General features: G+C 48.3%; 28 protein-coding genes. 16 read left to right on the forward strand and 12 right to left on the reverse strand.

The genetic code is table 11. The features are described 5' to 3' along the window. From ACFQNG_RS09210 to ACFQNG_RS09225, 4 genes are all read right to left on the reverse strand, one after another. Positions 1–417, reverse strand: coding sequence for a LysR substrate-binding domain-containing protein (locus ACFQNG_RS09210; RefSeq protein ID WP_379864628.1), 417 nt, complete (start codon positions 415–417; stop codon positions 1–3). Between the two features lie 1026 nt (positions 418–1443). Next, the gene (locus ACFQNG_RS09215; protein WP_379864629.1) at positions 1444–2013 is read right to left on the reverse strand and encodes a manganese catalase family protein; all 570 of its coding nucleotides are present in this window, start codon (positions 2011–2013) and stop codon (positions 1444–1446) included. 12 nt (positions 2014–2025) lie between these two features. Beyond that, a complete protein-coding gene (locus ACFQNG_RS09220) occupies positions 2026–2280 on the reverse strand; it encodes a spore coat protein CotJB (protein WP_379864630.1) in 255 nt (84 codons plus the stop codon). Then, positions 2280–2537 carry a spore coat associated protein CotJA gene (locus tag ACFQNG_RS09225; RefSeq protein ID WP_379864631.1) on the reverse strand — a complete coding sequence of 86 codons (258 nt, stop codon included), beginning with the start codon at positions 2535–2537 and terminating at the stop codon, positions 2280–2282. The genes ACFQNG_RS09220 and ACFQNG_RS09225 overlap by 1 nt, the downstream gene beginning before the upstream one ends. Before the next feature lie 361 nt (positions 2538–2898). On the opposite strand from ACFQNG_RS09225, the gene ACFQNG_RS09230 reads away from it, so the two are divergent. Further along, a complete protein-coding gene (locus ACFQNG_RS09230; protein ID WP_379864632.1) occupies positions 2899–3267 on the forward strand; it encodes a DUF2512 family protein in 369 nt (122 codons plus the stop codon). A gap of 188 nt (positions 3268–3455) precedes the next feature. Here ACFQNG_RS09230 and ACFQNG_RS09235 read toward each other — a convergent pair whose 3' ends face one another. After that, complete coding sequence (locus ACFQNG_RS09235) at positions 3456–3638, reverse strand: hypothetical protein (RefSeq protein ID WP_379864633.1); 183 nt, start codon at positions 3636–3638, stop codon at positions 3456–3458. Between the two features lie 232 nt (positions 3639–3870). Here ACFQNG_RS09235 and ACFQNG_RS09240 point away from each other — a divergent pair, with 232 nt between their 5' ends. The 4 genes from ACFQNG_RS09240 (at position 3871) to ACFQNG_RS09255 (ending at position 6809) form a co-directional block, all read left to right on the forward strand. Next, complete coding sequence (locus ACFQNG_RS09240; protein ID WP_379864634.1) at positions 3871–4092, forward strand: small, acid-soluble spore protein, alpha/beta type; 222 nt, start codon at positions 3871–3873, stop codon at positions 4090–4092. A gap of 119 nt (positions 4093–4211) precedes the next feature. Beyond that, a complete protein-coding gene (locus ACFQNG_RS09245) occupies positions 4212–5771 on the forward strand; it encodes an acyl-CoA synthetase (RefSeq protein ID WP_379864635.1) in 1560 nt (519 codons plus the stop codon). A gap of 66 nt (positions 5772–5837) precedes the next feature. Further along, on the forward strand, positions 5838–6371 hold the full coding sequence (locus tag ACFQNG_RS09250) for a hypothetical protein (protein WP_379864636.1): 534 nt from the start codon (positions 5838–5840) through the stop codon (positions 6369–6371). Between the two features lie 126 nt (positions 6372–6497). Further along, positions 6498–6809, forward strand: a complete 312-nt coding sequence (locus ACFQNG_RS09255; RefSeq protein WP_379864637.1) for a hypothetical protein — start codon at positions 6498–6500, stop codon at positions 6807–6809. 22 nt (positions 6810–6831) lie between these two features. Here ACFQNG_RS09255 and ACFQNG_RS09260 read toward each other — a convergent pair whose 3' ends face one another. Beyond that, positions 6832–7206: a hypothetical protein gene (locus tag ACFQNG_RS09260; protein ID WP_379864638.1), complete on the reverse strand. Its 375-nt coding sequence runs from the start codon at positions 7204–7206 to the stop codon at positions 6832–6834. A gap of 75 nt (positions 7207–7281) precedes the next feature. On the opposite strand from ACFQNG_RS09260, the gene ACFQNG_RS09265 reads away from it, so the two are divergent. The 3 genes from ACFQNG_RS09265 (at position 7282) to ACFQNG_RS09275 (ending at position 11215) form a co-directional block, all read left to right on the forward strand. Further along, positions 7282–8406 (forward strand): S8 family peptidase, encoded by a 1125-nt coding sequence (locus tag ACFQNG_RS09265; RefSeq protein ID WP_379864639.1) that lies wholly within the window; start codon positions 7282–7284, stop codon positions 8404–8406. 225 nt (positions 8407–8631) lie between these two features. Then, positions 8632–10605: a peptidoglycan D,D-transpeptidase FtsI family protein gene (locus ACFQNG_RS09270; RefSeq protein ID WP_379864640.1), complete on the forward strand. Its 1974-nt coding sequence runs from the start codon at positions 8632–8634 to the stop codon at positions 10603–10605. A 10-nt stretch (positions 10606–10615) separates the two neighbouring features. Further along, positions 10616–11215: a DUF502 domain-containing protein gene (locus ACFQNG_RS09275; RefSeq protein ID WP_379864641.1), complete on the forward strand. Its 600-nt coding sequence runs from the start codon at positions 10616–10618 to the stop codon at positions 11213–11215. Between the two features lie 48 nt (positions 11216–11263). On the opposite strand, the gene ACFQNG_RS09280 is transcribed toward ACFQNG_RS09275, so the two are convergent. Continuing rightward, the gene (locus tag ACFQNG_RS09280) at positions 11264–11470 is read right to left on the reverse strand and encodes a gamma-type small acid-soluble spore protein (protein WP_379864642.1); all 207 of its coding nucleotides are present in this window, start codon (positions 11468–11470) and stop codon (positions 11264–11266) included. Between the two features lie 82 nt (positions 11471–11552). Here ACFQNG_RS09280 and asd point away from each other — a divergent pair, with 82 nt between their 5' ends. The 5 genes from asd to ACFQNG_RS09305 all read left to right on the forward strand — a co-directional run bounded on the left by asd (position 11553) and on the right by ACFQNG_RS09305 (position 16390). Continuing rightward, positions 11553–12431: an archaetidylserine decarboxylase gene (gene asd, locus ACFQNG_RS09285; RefSeq protein WP_379864643.1), complete on the forward strand. Its 879-nt coding sequence runs from the start codon at positions 11553–11555 to the stop codon at positions 12429–12431. Then, the gene (locus ACFQNG_RS09290) at positions 12413–13024 is read left to right on the forward strand and encodes a rhomboid family intramembrane serine protease (protein ID WP_379864644.1); all 612 of its coding nucleotides are present in this window, start codon (positions 12413–12415) and stop codon (positions 13022–13024) included. Before asd ends, ACFQNG_RS09290 begins: the two co-directional genes overlap by 19 nt. Before the next feature lie 83 nt (positions 13025–13107). Next, positions 13108–14355: an MFS transporter gene (locus ACFQNG_RS09295; protein WP_379864645.1), complete on the forward strand. Its 1248-nt coding sequence runs from the start codon at positions 13108–13110 to the stop codon at positions 14353–14355. A gap of 115 nt (positions 14356–14470) precedes the next feature. Beyond that, positions 14471–14944, forward strand: a complete 474-nt coding sequence (locus ACFQNG_RS09300) for a gamma-glutamylcyclotransferase family protein (RefSeq protein ID WP_379864646.1) — start codon at positions 14471–14473, stop codon at positions 14942–14944. A 45-nt stretch (positions 14945–14989) separates the two neighbouring features. Next, positions 14990–16390 carry an aldehyde dehydrogenase gene (locus ACFQNG_RS09305; RefSeq protein WP_379864730.1) on the forward strand — a complete coding sequence of 467 codons (1401 nt, stop codon included), beginning with the start codon at positions 14990–14992 and terminating at the stop codon, positions 16388–16390. Between the two features lie 42 nt (positions 16391–16432). Here ACFQNG_RS09305 and ACFQNG_RS09310 read toward each other — a convergent pair whose 3' ends face one another. The 4 genes from ACFQNG_RS09310 to ACFQNG_RS09325 form a co-directional block, all read right to left on the reverse strand. Continuing rightward, positions 16433–17272: a sulfurtransferase gene (locus tag ACFQNG_RS09310; RefSeq protein ID WP_379864647.1), complete on the reverse strand. Its 840-nt coding sequence runs from the start codon at positions 17270–17272 to the stop codon at positions 16433–16435. A 94-nt stretch (positions 17273–17366) separates the two neighbouring features. Further along, positions 17367–18236, reverse strand: a complete 870-nt coding sequence (locus ACFQNG_RS09315) for a metal-dependent hydrolase (protein ID WP_379864648.1) — start codon at positions 18234–18236, stop codon at positions 17367–17369. Between the two features lie 165 nt (positions 18237–18401). Continuing rightward, positions 18402–18800 carry a DoxX family protein gene (locus ACFQNG_RS09320; protein WP_379864649.1) on the reverse strand — a complete coding sequence of 133 codons (399 nt, stop codon included), beginning with the start codon at positions 18798–18800 and terminating at the stop codon, positions 18402–18404. 165 nt (positions 18801–18965) lie between these two features. Next, complete coding sequence (locus ACFQNG_RS09325; protein WP_379864650.1) at positions 18966–20009, reverse strand: oxidoreductase; 1044 nt, start codon at positions 20007–20009, stop codon at positions 18966–18968. A 288-nt stretch (positions 20010–20297) separates the two neighbouring features. Here ACFQNG_RS09325 and ACFQNG_RS09330 point away from each other — a divergent pair, with 288 nt between their 5' ends. Then, positions 20298–21254 carry a 2-hydroxyacid dehydrogenase gene (locus ACFQNG_RS09330; protein WP_379864651.1) on the forward strand — a complete coding sequence of 319 codons (957 nt, stop codon included), beginning with the start codon at positions 20298–20300 and terminating at the stop codon, positions 21252–21254. Positions 21255–21496: 242 nt separating this feature from the next. After that, positions 21497–21973, forward strand: a complete 477-nt coding sequence (greA, locus tag ACFQNG_RS09335) for a transcription elongation factor GreA (protein WP_379864652.1) — start codon at positions 21497–21499, stop codon at positions 21971–21973. A gap of 257 nt (positions 21974–22230) precedes the next feature. On the opposite strand, the gene ACFQNG_RS09340 is transcribed toward greA, so the two are convergent. Next, the gene (locus ACFQNG_RS09340; RefSeq protein WP_379864653.1) at positions 22231–22605 is read right to left on the reverse strand and encodes a group I truncated hemoglobin; all 375 of its coding nucleotides are present in this window, start codon (positions 22603–22605) and stop codon (positions 22231–22233) included. A gap of 743 nt (positions 22606–23348) precedes the next feature. Here ACFQNG_RS09340 and ACFQNG_RS09345 point away from each other — a divergent pair. After that, the gene (locus ACFQNG_RS09345) at positions 23349–23705 is read left to right on the forward strand and encodes a hypothetical protein (protein WP_379864654.1); all 357 of its coding nucleotides are present in this window, start codon (positions 23349–23351) and stop codon (positions 23703–23705) included. Positions 23706–23778 lie beyond the last annotated feature (73 nt).

Genomic DNA, 23778 nt, shown 5'->3' on the forward strand with positions numbered 1-23778 from the left:
TCACAAGGGGCTTGATGACGATAAGTGGCTCTTCACAAAGTTTTCGGCAAGCTTAACTTTTTTTCGGGAACGATAACGATGGTGCAAAGGAAATACCGCATAATAAGACTCTGTGAATAATTTACAACTCCACAATGCCTCTCCCACATATAAGGAATCAACAAATACCGCATCAAGTCTTCCTTCCTGCAATGATTGGATTAAGTCTTCCGAAGTGTTTTGAATCATTAGTGTCATGGGTCGGTTTAAAAATCGAAGCCCCTTCATTTTTGAAGGCAAATAATAAGTTGCCAAACTAGGAAGACTTCCTATAGCAATCGGAGCCGTTCGGCAAAATTGTCTCAACTCTTGTCGAATTGTATTCAGTTCCGTGAGAATTGCATGTATCGCATCAATCTTGCATAACCCGGCAGACATTAATAATATTACGCCATATCTGTGGGCATGGGGAATCGGCGGCTTAATAGGAAGCTTTTCTATTGGCACGCTCATTGATCGAATGGGCCGCCCCGGCTTACAGATTTTTGCTGGCTGAAAGCCCACGGTTTCAATCGTGGGATGAAAGACGGCGTTGCTCGGTAATCCCTTTATGGGATTGTTAAGAGCAACAATCTTCAGTATAATCTAACGCATGAGCGGTGCTCATCCCACTGGTAGTGGGTTTTGTTCCTCTGTACGTCATGATATGGGGTTCCAGTGGCGAACCAATCTCTCCCACTGGGTAAAATCATGAGAGTGAGTAAAACGGAACGAGAACGCTGGTAATAGGCGTTCCGCCCATGTGGGTACATGCAACATGAGTTGTAGAACTGCATGGGACGGGCTGATGAGACAGCCCTAAACTTGGGAGTTGCATGAAGCAGAAATGGATTGAGTGCGCTAACTACCCAAGAATCCCACGGCTTCAGCCGTGTGGAGTCTCAAGCCTTCCCAACTTCCGTTTGCCGCAGGTTGTCTAGCCCTAATAACCTTAATAGGCCAAATATCAATTATCTCAAAAAAAAGCAACAAACAGAATGAAGCGGTAAAAAATGGTGAAATTCAATCATGAGCAAAAAAGACCATCTCAATAACAAAGGTGGTCTCTTTTATTGAACCCCACAAAGGTTTACACTTCAATCTGTACGGATTTCCCACGATTGAGTTCCTAATTTACAGTATCGGACGACCATCTTCAGCCAAATATTCTATAAAATATAATACATTCTTCCCTCCAAAAATCAATTACGCCTTTACCCCTCCAAATTACCCTAGTTGGGATTCCGTCAGGTGAAAGGCATATCCATCATCGGATCTCAACGCATTCACCCCAGATTCATTCACGCCCCTTTTTGGGCGTCAAATGAGCCTCCTTAACATGAACAAAAACAATCCCCATCTTTCCATTCCTTGAAAGATGGGGATAACTAATCCATGCGCTCCTTTATCATTCCATTTCCAACACTAAAAATACTTCTTTTGCTCGTTGTACTCCTTAATCAACTCCACCGCTTCCCTGAACCGCTGTGCATGAACCACTTCCCGTTCGCGCAAAAAGGCCAAGGCGTCATTGATATCCGGATCATCGGAGATGTCGATCAGCCATTGGTATGTCGCCCTTGCTTTTTCCTCGGCGGCGATGTCCTCATACAGGTCGGCGATGGGGTCGCCCTTGGCTTGGATGTAGGTGGCGGTGAAGGGCACTCCCGCCGCATTGTTGTAAAAGAGAGCGGCATCATGATTGGCAAAATGCTCGCCCAATCCCGCTTCCCTGAGTTGGTCAGGGGTGGCGTCTTTCGTGAGCTTGTAAACCATCGTCGCGATCATCTCCAGATGGGCGAACTCTTCAGTGCCGATGTCGGTGAGAAGGCCCTTCACCTTGTCGGGCAAGGTATAGCGTTGGTTGAGGTAGCGCAAGGCCGCGGCCAGTTCTCCATCCGCGCCCCCGTATTGTTCGATCAGGTATTTGGCCAAGGTGGGGTTGCACTGGCTCACCTTGACGGGATACTGCAATTTCTTTTCATAAATCCACATCGCTTCACACCTCTATATTTCCCAAGGCCAAGGACCTTCGTCCCAGCCGCAAGGGTATTGGTTGAGACTGTGACCGAAGTTGGTCAAGGGGCCGTACTGCTGTTCATATGAAGCGGCGATCCTGGCACGTTCTTGGGCATACCAATTGAATTGCTGCAATGCATTCATGTCACCAGGATGAGTATCCAAAAAAAGATTGAGCTCAATCAAGACGAAATCGACTTCTTGCAACTGTTTAAGCAATTCGAATCGATGTTTGTGCTCCATCATGCATCACCTTTGCGAATCCGGCATTTCTTGCGGTAAGGACTGAAGAGAATGGGCCATAAGGTGCCGCGCATCAACGCTTTGCTGGGGGGGTACTGTGGCAAGTTGGGAGGTTGGAATCCCAAATATTGATTGGGTGGCACGACATACGTTTTCACACGGCGCGGTGGACAAGGGTCAAACGGGCTGACATACGGAAACCACACCCGTTCTTGATTGACAAAAGGATTGGGTTGTTGATCATGCGAGGTTTTCAAGTGGATCATCCTTTCGCTGTAACTGAATGCGATGGGGGTCATAGTTTCACTTTATGAAGGGGAATATTTTTTTATAACCTGTTTGTTTTCATATTAGCCGTGATCACGCCGGTGGCAAGGATGGAAATGGGTCGTTGTCGGAAGGAAGAGAAATGACTGGAGCAAGGGTTATGAAAGGATCAATCCAGGAGTCGAAATGGGCATGCGCGTGACAGCGGATGGGAAGGTATATTCGATCCTGTTCCTGCAACGCCCTTAAATCTAATCCACAAGGCAAAATACGTTGGTCCTTTCAACTGTTACTTGTCGGTATACCCCCGTTATTCGAGGTAAAAATAAATGTTAAAAGGAGATGATGGCATTGAGACACCTAACACCTTTGCTCATGAAGTTTTTGATGTTGACCGTGTTGCTTTATTTGGTATTGGGTTTGTATTTTGATTTGCGGTGGGGGGATATTTTATTTTTAAGCGTCACTTTGACATTGGTTGGTTATGTGACGGATCTTTTCATTTTGCCGAAAGTGGGAAACTATCTTGCCATCCTCAGCGATCTGGGCATATCCTACGCGATCATCGCCACATACCTTACATACCTGCGTTTTGAAAATACAACCATTGCTTTTTATGCAGCGTTGGCGATTGGAATCGGCGAATGGTTTTTTCACAAATATATTAGGAAACGGCTGTTTAATGGGGAGGAAGAAGCGATGGATCAAAGCACCCTTTAACGCAGAGACGCAAAAAATTCCAAGCTTGATTTAACCGATTCAGGCAATTCACCGTTTGGCATGATCCTTGAATACAAGCCCACCCTTTTCCAACCAAAAGTTGGATGTGTGGTGGGCTTGTATTATTTTTTTGGAAAACCTAAGTGATTGCGCATGGCCAACAGAGCTGAAAAATGGCCATGAATTATTTAAGTCTCATCGTTGCGTTCCTTTTCCTCCCGATCATTTGGAACTCCCACTTGGCCATAGGATTCCAAGATCATGTCCGTAATCGGTGTGCTTTGATGAATCTCATACATTTCAAACGTTTCATCTGTCACAAATAGCTTGTTTGGAACGTCATTTTCGTTCTGTTTGCCTTGTTCGCCCATGGATCGTTCCCTCCTTTCGATGGTTGTCCGCTTATGTTCTACGCTCTTGTTCTCTTTTAAAATGGATCCATTCAAGGGGATTTATGCGGTTAATGAAATAACCCGTCTGCCATTCGCATTCATCCGGTCTTGTGAATTGGAAATTATCATCTATTTTATCCATAATTTCCTAGAATGCTTTTGCCCAAAACGACACACTATAAGACCAACAAAGGCAAGGAGGTGAAATGACATGCCACAACAACAAAACACTCGTTCTCGTAACAGAAACCAACTGCTGGTTGAGGGTTCGGCTCAAGCAATCAATCAAATGAAATATGAGATTGCACAAGAGTTTGGTGTAAACCTGGGTGCAGACACTACTTCCCGCGCTAACGGTTCTGTTGGGGGAGAAATCACCAAACGTCTGGTATCTCTGGCTCAACAACAAATCAGCGGTACGACTGGCTTCTAATAATTGAATACCTGGTTCCCTGTAGCGACCCAAATGGGTCGCTACTTATTTTGTCTGCAACAGGATTTGTCACTCATTTGAAAGAATACTTCTATATCTCGCCAAGGGAGGGGAAATGGATGACCAAACGGTATAATATCGCACAAGATATCGATCGACATGCTGGGACTGGGAAGGTGGCCATTCACTGGCGGAACGAAACAGGGGAAGAGAAACGGATTACATATGCCGACTTGAAAGAAGAGTCTGATTATTTGGCGTTGGGGCTGGTTTCCTTGGGGCTCAACAAAGGAGATCGGGTGATGATTTTATTGCCCCGGGTACCTGAAGCTTATGTTGCTTATATGGCATGTTTAAAAGCGGGGTTGGTTCTCTTGCCGGGGTCAGAGATGCTACGTGCGGGAGATATTGCTTACCGCCTGCGGCATGCGGATGTCAAAGCCGTTATCGCGGACGAATCGCTGACGGACCGAGTGGATGAAGCCTTGCTGGAAATCGGGAGCGCGGCGCTCCGAATCGTGCGCGGAAAGACGCATGGGGCTTGGTTATCGATGGCCGAATGCAGGGCAGGTTCATCCGCCGCCTTGCCGGAAACGACAGAGGACGATCTGGCGTTCATCTCCTATACTTCCGGTACCACGGGGGGACCCAAAGGGGTGGTTCACCATCACAGTTGGGCGATCGCGCATCAACAAACGGCAACGGAAGCCTGGCTCGACATTCAAAACGGGGACAAGGTGTGGGCCACAGCCGGACCGGGTTGGGCCAAATGGGTATGGAGTCCGTTTGTTTCCACGTTGGGAGCCGGTGCGACTGCGTTTGTCTACCATGGTTCTTTTCATCCCGAGACTTATCTCCGCTTGTTGCAAGAACAGGAGATCAATGTCCTGTGCTGCACACCGACGGAATATCGTTTGATGGCGAAATGCGAGACATTGTCCCAGTTTCAACTCCCTTCTTTGCGCAGTGCGGTCAGTGCGGGTGAACCGCTGAATCGGGAAGTGATTGACACGTTTCTGGACGCCTTTCAGGTGCAGGTGCGAGATGGTTATGGGCAGACCGAGAACACCCTCTTGATTGCCACATTAAAAGGGATGCCGGTGAAACTGGGTTCCATGGGCAAACCGACTCCGGGAAACCGCATCGCCATTGTGGACGATGAGGGGAAGGAAGTTCCACAAGGGGAAGTGGGGCATATTGGCGTCCACCGTTCTTCCCCCGCTTTGTTCAAAGGATACTACCAAGATCCCGAGCGCACGCAAGCGGCGTTTTGCGGGGAGTGGTATCTGACGGGAGATCGCGCAAGAGTGGATGAAGATGGCTACTTTTGGTTTGAAGGCCGGGCCGATGATATCATCATCAGTTCAGGATACACCATTGGCCCATTCGAAGTGGAGGATGCCTTGGTCAAACACCCCGCTGTGCAAGAGTGTGCGGTGGTGGCCAGCCCAGACCCGATCCGCGGAGCGATTGTGAAAGCCTTTGTCGTCTTGAAAGAGAGCCCGCCGAAACCGGAACTCATCCCTGAGTTGCAGGCACATGTGAAGGCGTTGACCGCTCCGTATAAGTATCCGCGGGAAATTGAATTTGTCACCGCTTTGCCGAAGACGACAAGCGGGAAGATCAGACGGGTGGAATTGCGGGAATTGGAAAGAAAACGAAAAGGAACCGCTTCTTGAAAACCGATTTTTCTCTTAGATATAATAGATGGCGACGCGCACGGTTGATTAAAGGAGCTAATTATGATGAAATCATTTACTCATGGGATGTTGTTTAATTTTCAAGAAGCGGCCAGAGAGATGTTTGCCCGCGACATAACCCGCAAAGTGGGTGATTATCTGGCGGAACATCCTCAAAGTTTGTTTGGGACGATTGACTTGGGCAGTGGGTCGATTTATGTGTATGGTCACCTTCGCCAAGCTTCTTTTGATGAAGAAGCGGATCGTTGCGAGTTCGCCTATCATTCGATCGAAGGGGACCGGGGAACGGAAACCTTGTCTTATGAAGAATTGCTCATCAGTCACGAAGCGGGCTTTGATATTGTCGAAGACGAAGGTGCACCATGCTATTATGATGTCTTATATGTCACCTTTATGGATGAGGCGACAGGGAAGGAAACGACTTACTTCATCGCGGATGAACAACGGGTGGCCCAACCGCTCGCGTATGTTGGGGAATATTGGCAACGGGTGTCCGAGGTGGGGCGCGATGTCGATTTCCAAATGTCCGGGTGCAGCAAGATTGACCCGACCAAGGGCGCATCCTGTTGCGAAAATTAAATGACGCAAGGCAGAAGCGTACGGGCTTCTGCCTTTTTTTGTTGCCCATGGGTGAATATCGTGCAAAGACGCAGGCGATTTTCATACTACTAAGATAAACGCGAGCGGTTGGTTGGGGGGGAGCATATGAAACAAGATCCGCAAGCGCTGAAAGGTTTTGCCGATTGGATGAATCAACTTGCAGGTAAGCCAATCATGGATGAAAAGAAGTTGAAGCAAATCATGTTCAAAGCAATGGAGCGATATCAACAGCAAGGAGTCCCCGGCTTTATTGAATATATAAGCCAAATCGTTCGCCCACCCATATCTCAAGAAGCCATGATGGGTTTGATGAAGCAGATCATGTCGCCTGAAGGCATGCAGGAGATATTAAGCCAGTTGCATTTGTCGGTTCCCACTCAAGTGAACGAGATCCTGACAAAGCAGAAGCGAAGATAAAAAGAGACGAGAGAAATTGAAATCACCAATGCCGTTTTTTCTTTTTCATGACCGTTTGTACAATGTCGCGCATGGCGGGTGAGTTGAACACATCATAAAAAACGTCACCCGTCAGACTGGGTTCCTTTTTGGCCTGAGATTCAGTTGCATTTGACTTTTTCTGTGTTGGAGCCTTATTCATTTTTGCCAGGGAAGAGATGATCTCTTTCAACGCATCCTTGTCTTTGGCGGCCAGGTTAAGCGATTGCATGGCATGAATGAGGTCATCGAGATGATTCGTCGTTTTGGAAAGTTGATTGGTCCATTTTTGAATTTTCGACCAATAATCCGTCGATGAGTCGGAGCTGAGTGAAAGTTGCAGTGACGAGTCCGGTTTAGGTGAATTTCGCTTGCCCATTCTTAACACCCGCTTTGCTTTTAGTAAGAATATATTCAAGGTTTGGGCAATTAGTGCAGATGGGAGTGTGAGATCATGACTGATTCTGATTGGAGGCTCCCTTCCCCTAACAACCAAGATTCAAAAAAGAAGCGGATACGTAAGATCTATTATTTGCGTGAAGGTATCCAGTTGGAACGGTGCATGAATAATTTGCGTCGTTCAGGTATTCAACCGATCCGCTATTTATCTGAATTAGGCATGGTTATCGGGGAATATCAGGCTCCCGCGAACCCAAATGAATGGGTGCCGGATGTGGCCTATATGGAGTCTGATATTCGGCTGACCATTACGGAACCATATGTGGGCACCATGGTGTCGGTCAAAGAGCAAACCTTGCCATGGGGCGTGCAGATGATAGAAGCGCCCAAAGTTTGGTCCGTCAGCCAAGGGCGCGGGGTGAAAGTGGCGGTCATTGACACGGGAATTTCCGCAGATCATCCTGCCGTTAAGGAAAATTATCGGGGTGGAGTCAATATATTGTCCCCTTACTTTGCTCCTCAGGATTACAACGGCCATGGTACCCATGTATCCGGGATCATCGCCGGGAATGGTGCGGGTTTGGGCATTATGGGAGTGGCTCCGCAAACGGAAGTTTATGCGGTGAAAGCATTCAACCGCAAAGGCAGCGCCAATTTGTCCGATTTGTTGAGCGCAATCAATTGGTGTATTGAAAACGGCATGCAAGTGATCAATATGAGCTTTGGCATGGAAAAGTTAAGTGAATCGTTGCGTCAAGCCATTATGATCGCGCATCGTCGGGGCATTGTGATGGTGGCGGCCACAGGAAACCGCGGACTGGCGTCAAACATCGACTTTCCGGCGCGCTATCCAGAAACGATCGCGGTTGCATCCGTCTCGCGCGATGGAAGCTTATCTCACTTCAGCAATATAGGAAAAGGCGTTGATATCGCAGCCCCCGGGGAGCGGATTCCCTCGGCGTGGCTAAACGAGGCCAAAAGAGAGATGAGCGGCACCTCCATGGCTGTGCCCCATGTATCCGGAACCATTGCCCTCTTGCTCCAACTCAACCCGAAACTGAATCCGGAACAAATCCGCTATATCTTGTTGCAGTCAGCCGCAAGCACATCCAGCACGGAACAAATTGGCGTCTTGAATTCTTACCAAGCGGTAAAGTTTTATCGCAAATTTTGGAGGTAATCCATGGATCATATGGGAGTAGGGGGCTTTCTCTTGATGATTGGGGAACCCCGCTGTTCCCCTTGTTTATGGAAACGATCACTGTGGGACAAGCCCGGTCATCGCAAATCACACAAAATTGTCGCAATGGCTCAATAGGAATCCTCTCCCTCTTTTTCCTTGCGATATGATACACTTATAAACGATGTGGAAACGCACTATGGTTGTAAAGGATTGAGTGGTGCTATGTTTCAGGGCAGACATAAAACAGGTTCAGCAGGGCTGTCTGGACGATTGCACGGATTGTGGCTCATCGTCATCCTGTTGTTCGTTTTGTTGATCTTGCGCCTCAGCTCCATTCAACTGGGGGCTGGAGCCGAGTACAACCAGTTAGCCGTGGAAAACAACTTCAAACAAGTGCCGATTGTCGCGTCACGCGGGAAGATTTTCGATCGGAACGGTCACGCGTTGGTAGAGAACCGTTCCTTATTCACGGCGATTTACCTTGAGCCGGATAGTGACAAAAAGAAAAAATTGGCGACGGCCAAAGCGTTGGCTGGCGTATTGAAAATGCCGCTGAATGAAGTGTTGGAAGCGATGGATGTCGGTCTGGACGCAAAAGGGAAAACCGTCGTGAGAAAGCAACCCCCTTACTTTCCGAAAAAGCTGAAAGACCGCTTATCGGATGAAGAGGTGGTCAAGATCTCGGAAAACCCGGATCGCTTTCCGGGGGTCAACATTTTTTCCGAACCATTGCGACAGTATCGGACGGACCGCATCGCTGTGCAAACGATCGGCTACGTTCGTCCTTTTGCCGGCGCGAAAACATCAATGGGGAAATATAAAGCCTTGGCGAAGCAGCCAGGTGAAGGCGGCTATCTAGATTGGGAACAAGTGGGCATGGATGGCATCGAGTACAGCTACCAAGATGACTTGCGGGGCAAAAACGGCTATCGTTTGGTGCGGGTGAATTCACAAGGGAAACTGGTTGAAGTCTTAAAAGAAGTGGCGCCAAAACCGGGCAATGACCTGATCATGACCCTTGATCAGGATATGCAACTGGCCGCGGAAGAATTTATTGAACAGCATCTGGCCCATTTGCGCACGCAACCGGGCAAAAACCGGGCGCCCTATGCACGCAATGCCTATGCGGTGGCCATGGAAGTGAAAACGGGGAAAATCCGGTCCATGATCAGTTATCCCGACTATGACCCGAATATTTGGAATGGAAAGGTGCAAAGTGAGGATTATCGGGACCTTAGCTTTGTGATCAATAATGGAACCATTCGTGAGGCGCCGTATGATGCCCGCCAATCGGAGTCTCCTCAGACGGAAGTCAAGCGGCATCCTTTTTCCGTGTTGCCGTCGGGTTCCACCTTTAAGCCGCTGACGGTGCTGATGGGGATGATGAAAGGGGTCATTTCCCCATCCACCCATTGGAGTGATCCCGGGGCTTTCTACTACGCGAAAGCGACGCCGCCAGTCCGCAATTCAGGGAAACATAACTATGGCCTCTTGAACCCTGTCAAAGCGATTCAAAAATCGTCCAACACGTTCATGGCTTGGTTGGGCACCAAATGGTACCGGAGAGACAAAATGGGCGCCGTGAAAGAATTTGAACGGATTTCCCACGCTTTTGGGTTGGGGATCAAGACAGGTGTCCCGTTGCCGCGTGAACAGGATGGACTGGAAGATTACAAGATCATCGCGAAGCGCAATTCCGGAATGGGAGCCATGGCTCTCGCCTCGTTTGGGCAAGCGCAGCGGTATACGGCCATGCAATTGGCGCAATATATGCAAACGTTGGGGAACAAGGGAACGCGACTGCGCCCCCAATTGGTCGAAAAAGTGGTGAATCCCACCACAGGCCAAACGAAAGAAATCAAACCGGAAGTATTAAGTCGCATGCCGATCAAGCCCGAACATTACCAAACGGTGGTGCGCGGGATGGTCAATGTGACGAAGCCGGGAGGGACAGCGGCCGCCTTGTTCAACCATTTGCCGTTTGATGTGGCGGCCAAAACGGGGACATCGGAGCAAGATATTCCCGGCCGGGGCCGGGTGGAAAACTCGGTGTTTGTCGCCTTTGCCCCCGCGGATGATCCACAAATCGCTGTGGCGGTGATTGTGCCTGAAGGGGGTTACGGCGCCGTGGCGGCAGGGCCGATTGCTGATCATTTGATCACTTCTTACTACGAGCGGTTTATGAAGAAGAAATGAGGTGGCGTGATTGCGGCGGAGCGGCTTGATGAAGCGAATGAGCATCTATTTTCTCAATGGTATTTTGGTGTTCTTGCCGATTGCCCTCACTGTTTACTTGGTGCATTATATATATCAGCTACTCAATAACATCGGCATGGCCTGGGCGGAGAAATTGTTGCCTTGGTCATTTCCCGGGATGGGGCTCCTTTTTGTTGTCATTTTGATTTTGCTGGTCGGTTTTTTGGCGAAATTGTGGCTAACCAAAAAGCTGTTTGATATGATTGAGGCGGTATTAGATAAAATTCCGCTGGTCAAAGACCTTTACGGAACACTAAAAGATACGATCCATTCGTTTATCGGCGAAAAGAAATCGTTTGACACCGTGGTGTTCGTCCATCTGGGCGGTTCGCGCAAGCTGGGTTTTCTGACAGTCAAGACGCCGGCATTTCGCACGGGAGACGGAAAAGAGTATGTGGGGGTCTATTTCCCGCAAAGTTACCAATTTGCTGGGGATTTGCATTGGTATGAGAGGGAGCAGGTGGAGGAATTGGATATGTCGGTGGATGAAGCCTTGCGCCTCATCATATCCGGTGGTGTCACACACAATCATAAATCCCATCTACCGTAACGGTAGATGGGATTTATGGATAAGTCGCAAGTCAGAAGGAAGACTCGCTTATTGTTGGTTTTGGCTTTTTCTCGCCTGGGACTGTTGGTTTTGCTGGCGAACTTGTTGAGCGTTGGTTTCGCTAGCAAACTCAGTAGCAAATCCACCAGCCGTGGCACCGGCTGCTGGTTGGGCTTGAGCGGATTGTTGGTTTTTCTGACGAATTTGCTGAGAGTTGGTTTTGGACTGTTGTGGTACAAAGTTTTTGGTATCCATTGTATCACCTCCTGACTATCCATTATGGTGTCCGGAAGCGATGAAGATATGTCTACCGATTTTTTCCTGTGTGGAGGTACATATGAAACGAAGGTTATCCAAAGCGATCTGGCACGGGATCCCCAAAAAACGGATCTCACGCCTGATGGGAAGAGTGGCCCGCCATCCATTCAGCCGTCACTTGATCCCTTTTTATATCCGTCATTTTGATATCGATCTGGCTCCAGTAAGGAAACCGCTGGATCAATTTGAGCATCTTCTGGATTTTTTTGTGCGCGAACTTCAGCCGGAGGCGCGCCCCATTGCCCCGGGGAAGGCAAAAGTGGTGAGCCCCGTGGATGGTACAGTGTCAGAGGGAGGGAAGATCGAGGCTGGGAAATTGATTCAAGCCAAGGGAATCTCCTACTCATTAGCTCAATTGTTGGGTGAAAACGAAGAGGGAGTCAAGCGATTTGACGGAGGAGAATTTGTCACGATTTATCTGAGCCCGCGCGATTATCATCGCATTCATATGCCGATTGAGGGGAAGGTTGTGGCTTCCACTTACATTCCGGGTGAATTGTATCCGGTCAATGAAGTGGGCGTCCAATTGGTTCCAGGTTTATTTGCGGTGAATGAACGGATTGTGACTTATATTGAAGGGGAGGCTGGAATGACCGCGCTTGTTAAAGTGGGGGCGACCAATGTGGGCAGTATTAAAGTAACCTACGATGAAGCGATCGCAACCAACCCCAAACCAAACCAACCCTTTGCACATAAGACTTATCCTTCACCCAAGCTGTTGCCCAAGGGAGCGGAGCTGGGGCGGTTTGAATTCGGCTCCACTGTCATTCTCCTCTTTGAACCCGGTCAGATCACGTGGAGCATTCCGCTGGCTAAGGAGACTAAAGTGCAGATGGGACAAGAGATTGCTTGCTTGGTTAGGCTAGAGGAGGAGACTTCTTGTTCAGACACACGTTAATTCCGTTTCGGCGTTTTCCGCAGATCTTTCCTGTGGTGACGAGTATTTTTGTGGTTGAAATCGTTGTTTTTCTTATGTATGTGTTAAGCGGTAAAGGAAATGATCCCGCTGCTTGGATTCAGTTCGGGGCGTTCGTCGACTGGCGGATTCAAGAAGGCGAGTACTGGCGCTTGTTGTCCCCCCTTTTTTTGCATGTGCATCTAGCCCAATTTCTCATGATGGGTTTCTCGTTGTATTTGTTTGCTCCGCAGTTGGAGTGGCTGTTTGGCAAGCTCTCATTTTTAATCATCTATTTATGCACGGGGATGGCAGGTTATTGGGGGCTTTATTTGGCGGGAGTGAACGGTGTTTTTACAGGTGCCAATGAGGCGATTTACGGGCTCCTGGGAGTATATTTCTATTTAACGATGCGGGGAATGATTCATCCGGTCATGGGACGGATGATCCTCGTCTTTGTGGTGATCAACCTGATCCTGAGTTGGACCTTGTTATTTGGTCATATTGTCGCGTTGACGACGGGATTTATCTTGGCCATGATCATCATTCAGTTCAAGAGCATGCAGCCTGAACCGGTTGACCGCGATCCAGAATGATCAGGCGAAGGTGCGGAGACCCTTCCGCACCTTTTTTCATATTCACTGGTCAGTTGGTTAAGCTAAGACTGGTGAGCAAACATATGGAACGAATGAATCAATTAAGCAAACTGGATCGATCATCATGGTTATTGTTGTTGGAAAACGGCTTGTTTGCCGTTGCCTCTTCGTTGTCGGGCATGTTTGTCAACGTGTTTCTGTGGAAGATCAAAAAAGATTGGACGATGATTAGTTGGTTTAATCTCATCCATTTTGTTGCGGCGGCATTGACATTCATCTTGGCCGGATGGATGGTCAAACGCGTCGATCGCGTCGTGTCCATCCGGTTGGGGGTGGCCATTTTGTCCCTGTTTTATTTGGCGGTGTGGCTTCTTGGCAAAAATGCGGTCACCTATGTCTACTTGCTTGGTGTTGTATTGGGGCTGGGAGCAGGGTTTTTTTGGTTGGCCTATAACGTATTGTATTTTGAAATCACCGAACGAAACACCCGCGACATATTTAATGGAGCGAATGGATTGTTCACCTCGGTGGCCGGGATCGCCGCCCCCTTCATTTCCGGACTCTTGATCCGATATATGGGGCAGACGAAGGGATATCATTTTATCTTTGGCTTGTCGTTGGTCATTTTTTTGGCTGCGGTGGTGGTCAGTTTCCTGTTTAAATCGCGGTCGGCCCGAGGGAATTTCCAACTCGTTCGCGTATTGTCTTTGATCCGAAAGCGGGAAGCGCATTGGCGTTGGGTCAGTTATGCCATGATCGCACAAGGATTGCGTGAAGGGGTGTTCGCTTTTCTTATCGGTCTGTTGGTTTATGTCACGACCAAAGATGAATTTACATTGGGCAGTTTTTTTACGGTCGGTTCCATCGTGTCGATGATTTCTTATTTTGTGGTGGGAAAAATAATGAAACCGCGTTCGCGCAACACCTTTATTTTGATAGGTGCGTTGATGATGGGAATGGCCGTTTTGCCGTTTGTGTTTCAAATCAGCAGTTGGACCATGTGGGTCTTGGGGGTGGGGGCCGCGTTGTTTTACCCGTTTTATATGACCCCCCTCACCTCCACGGTGTTTGATGTCATCGGTGAGACAAAACAGTCAGCGGCATTGCGGGTGGAATATGTGGTGATGCGCGAGTTGATGTTGAACATTGGACGCGTCACGGGCATTTTGCTTTTTATTATATGGGTTAGCCAGATGACGGATGTCAGCCAATTGAGGTGGTTTATGCTTATGATCGGTTTTGCCCCGGTCCTGACTTGGGTGGCGATACGAAAAGTGCCACTTTTAAGCGGGACAAAACCGGCCGCCATCCCATCCGACCATCCACGCTAAAACAGGGCGTCATCGTCCTGTTTTTTCTTTTGTGGCGTAGTTTGCCGGGCAAAAGGGTAAGGAACATGAAAAGCTCCTCATAAAATGACAATGACGAGGAAGAGGAGGGATGGATATGCTCCATTATTTCGCGTATGGGTCATGCATGGATGAGCACAGTTTTAAAGGGACGGTGGGCGCGGGAAATTATTCGGTGCTGGGCGTGGCGAGCCTTCCCGATTACCGGCTGGCGTTCACTTTGTATAGTGAACATCGCCAAGGTGGTGTAGCCGACATTGTGGCAGCAAAGGGGGAGCGGGTGGAAGGGGTGCTCTATCTGTTGCATCCCGATGCCTTACCTGACCTTGACAAGCGGGAAGGGGTGGATATCGGCCATTATCGCCGCATTCGGGTGAAAGTTTGGCATCAGGGAAGCTTGGTCGAAGCGGAGACGTATACGGTGGTCAACAAGGCTTCGGAAGAGATTAAACCAAGTGAGGCGTATTTGAAGTTGATTTATAATGGGGCGGTGGGGCAGTTGAGTCCCGCATACCGTCGACGATTGGCTGAACAGTGGAACAAACGGTTTGGGGTGCGGTCTTTTTTGTAATGAATTGGTTCATTGAGAAAGTTTCATTCATTTTTTATACTGGAGCTGACATCACTTGAGTGGAGGCAAGGAGAGCGAATGGAAGTTCAAGCGATTTTTGAGAAGCAGAGGAGTTTTTATCTAACGGGGAAAACCAAAGAGGTATCCTTTCGCTTGGAAAGCTTACTCAAATTGCAACATGCCATTAAACGATATGAACCTGACATTTCCACAGCGTTGAAAAAAGATTTGCATCGGTCGGAGTTTGAAGCGTATTTGACGGAAATTGGCCCGCTTTTGGATGAAATCAAATATGTCAGCAAACATTTGAAGGCTTGGGCCAAACCCAAAAAAGTGGCTACCCCCCAAGTGTTGTTGGGGTCGAAAAGTTATGTGTATCCTGAACCTTATGGCGTCACCCTGATCATATCTCCTTGGAATTATCCTTGCAATCTCGCGCTGATGCCTTTGGTCGGAGCGATTGCGGCCGGGAATTGCGCCGTGCTTAAGCCGTCGGAATGGGCGCCGCACACTTCCCGGGTGATTGTACAAATGATCAAGGGGATTTTTGAGGACGAATATGTGGCGGTAATCGAAGGGGATGTGAAGACAAGCCAAGCGTTATTGGAGCTGCCCTTTGACCACATTTTCTTTACGGGAAGTGTGCAAGTGGGGAAGATCATCATGGAGAAGGCGGCCAAGACGTTGACTCCGGTGACGCTCGAGCTGGGAGGCAAAAGCCCGGCCATTATCGAGAAGGATGCCAACATGGAACTGGCCGCGCGCAGAATCAGTTGGGGCAAATGGATGAACGCGGGTCAAACCTGCGTGGCGCCGGATTATGTCTTGGTCCATGAAGAACGCAAAGAAGCGTTGCTTGCGCAGTTGAAGCATGAGATTGAACGGTTCTACGGAGATAATCCGCTGATTAGTGAGAACTATGGCCATATTGTGAATGAGCGCCATTTTGCCCGGTTGGAAAAGTTTTTGCAAGATGGGGAAATCGCCATCGGCGGGAAAGCGGACCCTGAACACTGTGTGATTGAACCGACGGTGTTGACGGGGGTGAGCTGGGAAGCGCCGGTGATGCAAGAAGAGATCTTTGGACCCATCCTTCCTGTGTTTACTTTTGCAGAGCTGGATGATGCGCTCGCGACGATCCGCAAACAGGATAAGCCTTTGGCGTTATATTTCTTCTCCGAGGATGAGAAGAAACAGGAAAAAGTCATCCAGGCGTTGCCGTTTGGCGGCGGATGCATCAATGATACGATCATTCATCTCGGCAACCCCCACTTGCCTTTTGGTGGAGTGGGAACGAGTGGATTGGGTCATTACCACGGAAAATACAGCTTTGATTGCTTTAGCCACAAGAAAGCGATTGTGAAGCAAACAACCCAGTTTGACATACCTTTTCGATATCCGTTTAAGAAAAATGCGCTCAACTGGCTGAAGAAATTTTATGGGTAAACTTAAGACAAGGGATTCGCCTTCGGCGAATCCCTTACTTCATCACCATGCCTCTCCAGTGGCAATGGGATTGTCCGGATAGGATATCCAGTCGCTCCAACTGCCGGCGTATAATTTGACCCGATGGTAACCGGCTTCGCGCAATGCGAGGATATTGGGGGTTGCCGTCACGCCGGAACCGCAGTAGACGATCACTTCCTTATCCTTGGGTATGTTGGCGAAGTGCTCTTCCAAGGCTTTGCTTTGCTTTAGTTGCCCCTCTTCCGCAAAGGCTTCTTTAAAGAAGTAATGTTTTGCGCCTGGGATATGTCCCGCCACCGGATCAATGGGTTCCTTTTCCCCGCGATATCGCACACCTTCGCGCGAGTCGATGATGACCGTCTCGGGGTCTTGCAACTTGGCTTTCACCTCTTCCATGGTGGCTACCAGCTGCGGTTGCACACGGGGTTGGAACAGGCGCGGTTGGGCCGAGGGGAGCTCGGCGGAGATGGGATATCCTTGCTTTTTCCATAATGAATAGGAGCCGTTCAAGACCCGCGCTTGAGGATGGCCCAAATAGGTGAGCAACCACCACAGGCGTCCGGCCATGGCTCCTCCTTGATTATCGTAAGCCACCACCGTGACGCTATCATCGATTCCGATGGCGCCGACCGTTTTGGCGAACAATTCGGGTACGGGCAGGGGATGGCGCCCTCCGTGGGTGGAGAGGGGGCCGGATAAGTCTTGCTCGAGATCAAGATAAAACGCGCCCGGAATATGATCTTGCCGGTAAGCGTTTCGTCCGGCATCAGGCTGTCCGAGTTGAAAGCGGCAATCCACGATGATCACTCGGGGATCATGGAGGTGTTGATGCAACCAATCAAGAGAAACGAGATGGGTCATGAACGGATTCTTCCTTTCGTGAAATGATGGTATCTAGCAGATAAAAAATGAGAATGCCGGATAAATTGGACAATGCGTCGTCCCACCTTGTTGATCATTTCTCGATGTATTCACTGACAAAAGATTCCCCATTTCGATAAAAACGCGGGTCAAAGATGCCCAGCCGCCCTTCATCATTGACGATGACCACAAACGGTGACCATTCGTACAATACCTTTGCTTTGGGGTTTTGCGCGAATAACGGGCGCAAATCCGTTTCTTCACGGGAAGCCAGCGTCACGGTCGGCTTGCCGCTTGACCAGGCCGTTGCCTCTGACAATTCAACTTGGCTCCCTTTTTTGCCGATCACCTGAAAATGCCAAGGAACGAAGCTGGCGGCCAATTCGACACGGTCATAGCGGGCTTCCGCCCGGTGTTCCACATAAAGGCCCTGTGCCGTTTGCAAGCTCAAATGAAGAAGCATTCCCAGCGCGACCAAGCGGTAAATCCGCTCTTTGGGCCAATTCTTCTTAACGAAGGCCAAGATGAAGCCGACCAGAAAGAGCACCCAGAAGACGAGATCGACAATGGGAATGGTGCCCAAGGTAATGCGGGCGGAGGAGAAGGGTTCAAACAAGCCAGTGCCCCAAGCATTAAAGCAATCAATAAAGTCGTGCAGGGCAACACCGAATAAAGCCAGATATAAGAGACGTTTTTCTTTCACATTGAAAAACAGCCGACAACAGGCATAAATGAGCGTGGCCCAGATGGGAATGAACAAGATGGAGTGGGTTAACCCCCGGTGCCACATCTGGTCCATGATGCGCCCCGTTTCCGTTAGGCGGGCTATCACATCGATGTCGGGAATTTGATTGCTGACCAAGGACATAAACAACAGGGCACGTTTGCTATCGGGAGAAGCGCCCTCTTTTTTTGCGCATTGATACATGGTATAGCCAAATAACCCATGGGTGAGCGTATCCATCGCGTCGCCTCTCTCTACGTGAAAGTTCACCTTATATTATAATGGAAATAAAAAAATCGTCATACGACGATTGTGATGGTAGGGAGGAAAAGGACGCGAATGGATGGTGGGGTAGGCACGGTTTCAGCCAACGGGGATCAAAGTCAAAAACCACTCCTATGCCATTCACGTGTTTCCGTACGGCTGATTCGAAATATGGGAAATGCTGTGTTCCCCAGGACCTAAAAAGATGAGGGAAATGGCATTCAGCATGATCAGGACATCAAATTCGTAACCGTTGATAAAGCCTTTAGTCCCTTTTACTGTGATGATCGTGCCGCACATTAACAAAATCGTGCAAAGGCTCGCCAAGCGTATGTGAATTCCCAGAAAAAACGCGATGCCGCACAAGATTTCGGCCGTGGCGATGACATAGGCGGCAATGGGCGGCGCGGGCAACTCAATGAGTTGGAAAAATTCAATGGTCCGACTGATGTATAAGAGCTTCTGTAAGCCGTGGAAAAAGAGGATGCTGCCAAGGCCGATCCTGATCAATAAGGGAGCGAGCGGGTTTGTTTGTGCCATGTTTTTCTCCTTTCATTTTTTCCATCAAAGTATGTGCTCACATTCTACCTGCTGATTGTTGAAGAAGGATGAAGGGATTCTTAAAAAGGAACAAAAAACGCGATCCGATTTGGGATCGGATCACGTATCAAGAGAGTGAGTATTTTATAATATAAAAGAACCTTTTTATATTTTGATGACAGTGCCTTTATTGGCGCTTTGCAGAGCGGCGGAGATGATCTGCATGACCATCCGTGCTTCTTGAGCGGGAACGGGAATGGCGGCAAGACCGCGAATGGCTTGGGCCAATTGTTGATAATAGGTTTCATAAGAACCGGTCAATGTGGGGATCGTTCCTTGGATTTCCACCCCTTGCACCGTTGTGTCGATGGAAGCTTGGAAGTGGGCATCTTCTTGGCCCCAACCGGGATCGCCCGGTTTCATCCCCAGTTTCAACATGTCTTCTTGCGGGTCCATGCCATGCTTGATCAAAGAGCCGAGACCCCCATGCACTTGATAACGCGGACCCGCTGATTTGACCAGGCAACTTCCGTGCAGGATCGCGCGCAAGCCGCTTTCGTATCCGAGAATGAGGTGGAAGTAATCGTTCACTTGGGCTTGCGGACGTTGGATCAACAGATCGGCGTATACCGTTTGCGGCATGCCAAACAATTGGAGCGCCTGATCGATCAGATGCGGTCCTAAATCATACAAGAGGCCTGCTCCCGGCACGTCTTGCTCGCGCCAACGATTGCGAACTTCCGGGCGGTATCGGTCATAGTGCGCTTCATATGTATAAATGTCACCCAGCAGCCCTTGCTTGATGGCTTGCTTGACAGTGAGAAAATCGCTGTCGAAACGGCGATTGTGGTAAACGCTGAGTATGCGGTTCTGCTTTTCGGCAAGTGCGATCAATTCATCGGCTTCGGCCACATCAATAACAAAGGGCTTTTCCACCACCACATGCTTTCCGCTCAGCAAGGCCCGCTTGGCGTAAGGGAAATGGGTTTCGTTGGGAGTGGTAATCACGACCAGTTCAATCGTGGGATCGCTCCACAGTTGCTCAAGTTCGGATACCACCTCCGCTTCAGGGAGTTGATGTTTCACTTTGTCCGGATTGGAAGAAACGACTTTGGTTAGCTTGAGTCCGGGAACCTGCGTGATGATGGGTGCGTGGAAAGTAGAGCCCGAAAAGCCAAAACCAATCAGTCCAACATGAATCGGTTGCAACGACAACACTCCTTATGGATTTTAAATTTGATGAATTACGAGCAGGGTAAAGAGGCATTCCCCTCTTGCCACCACTGCCATATTTGTTATTATTATAACATTACCGGGTAATAAAAAAGCGAACGCACGGGTGAATCCGGCGATCATGTGCATCAGAAAAATGTGTAATAATTGATGATTATATATGATTTTAAGCAGGGAATATAGTACTGTTAGTCGAATATTATCATAATTGCCAAAAATACTTATGTATGTGATGAATAGGTAAGGTTGAGGAGGAAGAATGGCTTGAGACCGCGTGTTGTAGTGACCAGGGACATAGGGAAAGAACCTTTGGCCCGATTGGCCGAACTGGCTGATGTGGTGTTGTTGCCAGCGGGGTGGACAACATCAGCGTTGATTAAAGAGCTGCAAACAAGCGAGGCCTTGCTCTGCAACGTGACGGATACGATAGACAGGGAGTTGCTTCGCGCTTGCCCCGGCCTTCGCATCATCAGCAACTATGGGGTAGGATATAACCATATCGATGTGGCTTATGCCAATGAACGACAAATCATCGTGACCAACACACCGGGTGTTTTGACAGAAGCCACCGCGGACCTGACTTGGGCCTTGCTCTTGGATGTTTCACGAAGAGTGAGCGAAGGGGATCGCTTCGTGCGACAAGGGCGTTGGGCTGGCTGGGAACCCCTGTTTATGCTGGGCAGGGAAGTGTCAGGCAAATCCTTGGGTATCATTGGCATGGGGCGCATCGGAAAAGCGGTGGCAGAGCGGGCCAAAGGATTCCGGATGAGGGTGGTGTATTGTTCAAGGACGAGATTGCCCCTCGAACAGGAAGCTTCATTGGGGGTCACCTTCGCCAATCTCGAGCAATGCTTAAGCGAGGTGGATTATGTCACCATCCATTGTCCCTATACTCCGGAGACCCATCACCTCATTGGCGCAGCCGAACTGAGCAAAATGAAATCAACCGCTTACTTGGTCAATACGGCTCGTGGCCCGATTGTGGATGAGCAGGCCTTGATTGTGGCCCTGAAGGAAGGTAGAATTGCCGGAGCGGCACTGGACGTGTATGAAGATGAACCCCATGTGCCCGAAGCATTGCGTCAAATGGAACAAGTGGTGTTGGCGCCTCATCTCGGCAGTGCCACGTTTGAGACCCGCTTGGCGATGGCAGACTTGGCAGTGCGGAATCTAACCGCGTATTTCCAAGGTGAAACCCCGCCGCATGTTGTTACCGGATGAAAAAACTTTAAGGGATCACTTGGAGTATTGATATAAATGTGCTAATATATTGTCCAGCTTGGGCTTTTAGTGAGGATGCTGACGCAACTCCAGTAGGTGGGTGTGAAATCGTTTTCCACATAAAAGTCTTTTGATCTGCGTAAAGTGACTAGAAGTATTCATAATACTGGCTGGTTTGGCATATGCATTTGACGGGGATCTATCACATTTGCAAGCTTATGTGATTAAGGAGGAAACGTTTGATGTCTCAAAATAAAAAAGAGGTTTTATTAACTGAAGAAGGTCTGGAAAAAGTAAAACAAGAACTTGAACATCTAAAAACACACAAACGCCACGAAGTTGCGCAACGCTTAAAAGAAGCGATTGCGCAGGGGGATCTCAGCGAGAACTCTGAATACGATGCGGCGAAAGAGGAACAAGCCTTTATCGAATCCCGCATTATCACATTGGAAAACATGATTCGGAACGCAAAGATTATCGGGTCTACCCAAAATACGGGTGTGGTGAGTGTGGGATCGAAAGTAACCATTCAAGAAGTTCCAGACGGGGACAAGGAAACTTATACCATTGTCGGTAGTGCCGAGTCCGATCCTTCTTCATTTAAGATTTCTAATGAATCCCCCATCGGTTCGGAACTGATCGGGAAGAAAGTTGGAGAGGTAATCAACGTTTCCACACCGAGTGGAACGATCCAATTTAAAATCATGGAAATCGAGTGAAGCCCATCCCCCGCTTTCGGGGGATTTTCCTTTTGTTTGAAGCAAATCGCGAGGGATGGAAAAGGAGAGGGCGAAAGATTACGAATATGCCTATAGCTATTGTATGCCAAGATTGTTTTCGTTTTGCAAATGGAATGTAAAAAAATTTTGAAACTGCTTACAAGTTCTTGGAGCAAAAAAGGAAGCGAGAGAGGGCCGCTTCCTTTGATTCGTATAATTGAAAGATCCTTCCATCCGAATTAGAAAAAGAAAAAATCCTATTTATAGATAATATGTGGTTTGACGCTGCGCAAGAAAGCTTCCACCCGCGCAATATCTTCAATGGCGACGTTAAACTTTCTCAGCGCGCTGTTGAGGTGTTTGATGGCGATTTCATACTCTTCCGAAGTGATATTTAAGCCGCTATGCGCTTTGCGCAAAGTATTCCCCTCATAGTGTTTCGGTCCGCCCAGCGCATAACTCATGAAGTAGGTGATTTGATGGCGCCGCAACACTTCCATGTTCACGCCGATGAAGTGATGATTGACGCGGTCGTCTTGAGTCATGCGGTCATAGAACTCACTGATCACGGCTGCTATCGACTCTTCTCCGCCCAACCTCTCATATAAGGTGCTTCGCGTGCTTCTTAACATGATGAGAGACCCCCATTCTAAGTGGAATATACTAAAAATTAAATAAAATCCTCGCGAATAATCTCTAAATTTTTATGTAAGTTCTAGTTAATCATTTGAAAAATTAAATCAGAATCCCTTTTCTCCTATCCAAAGCACATTTCGACTTGACGAATCAACATATCTTCCCAAGTGGCTTGATTAGCGGTTTTGAACGCTTTATCCCGCTTATGATGATGGGGAAGCTGTTCACATCAAAAGAGTACAGTTAGATGATTACAACGGGAAACCCTCATTTTTCCAAATGTTACAAAGGATGTTGCTTTGACGATTTATAAATTTCGTATACCATAATATGATATTTTTTTTGTTCGCGCAATGGTATTTATATTTGATTAGAACGAATTAAGTCCCATGTTTACCATGGGACTTAATTAAATTCTTACTCATTATCATGAATTCCTGCTTGGCTATACATTTGTTGAATCGCATTTTGCACATGGCGAATACCTTCATCATCGCTCAATTCGAATGAAAATTCAGTATCCGTTCGCTGTTTGTACATGTTTTGTGTCTGTTCTTGCGAATTCTCGATTGGGCTCACCTCCTGAGGTTGGTGTGGCATACCGTTAACGTCTCACCAAGCAGATTGGAATATACGTGTGCCCAAGCTGTCTAATTTTTGTAATTTGCCAGCGGGAAAAGGTTTGTTCTATGATGAAATAGATTTAATGTGAAATTATCTTTTAAGGAGAGAATGAGAAGTGGAAGGGTTGCAAGAAGGGTTTTCTGCATTTATTTCTGGATTTGCCCGTATTTTTTTAGTGTCGATTATCATCTGGATGGTTGGTTTAGTCGTGATCTTGTTTAGAGAGATGTTTCAGGCGGGTGAGTTTCATTTGCGCGACTACTTGCACAAAGTATGGAAGATGCTGCTCACTTCGTTTGAATTTACGGCATATGGTGCGGTGATTGTCGGGCCGATCATGATGATGCGCGCTGAAGAAGAAGGGCGGTTGACCTACAGTATGTTGACTGTGGCGGCGGTGATTTTGTCGGTCATTTATCTGTATATCCGCAAACAAACAGGTGGTTTTAAAAAAAACAAGCAAACTGAATAAAGCGCCAGTCTTTGCCATGACTCCGGTTGGTTCTGTTCCAACCGGTTTTTCATTGGTTCGGTCATGGTGGTGA

This window comes from Laceyella putida, from assembly GCF_042665195.1.
GTDB classification, from domain to species: domain Bacteria; phylum Bacillota; class Bacilli; order Thermoactinomycetales; family Thermoactinomycetaceae; genus Laceyella; species Laceyella putida.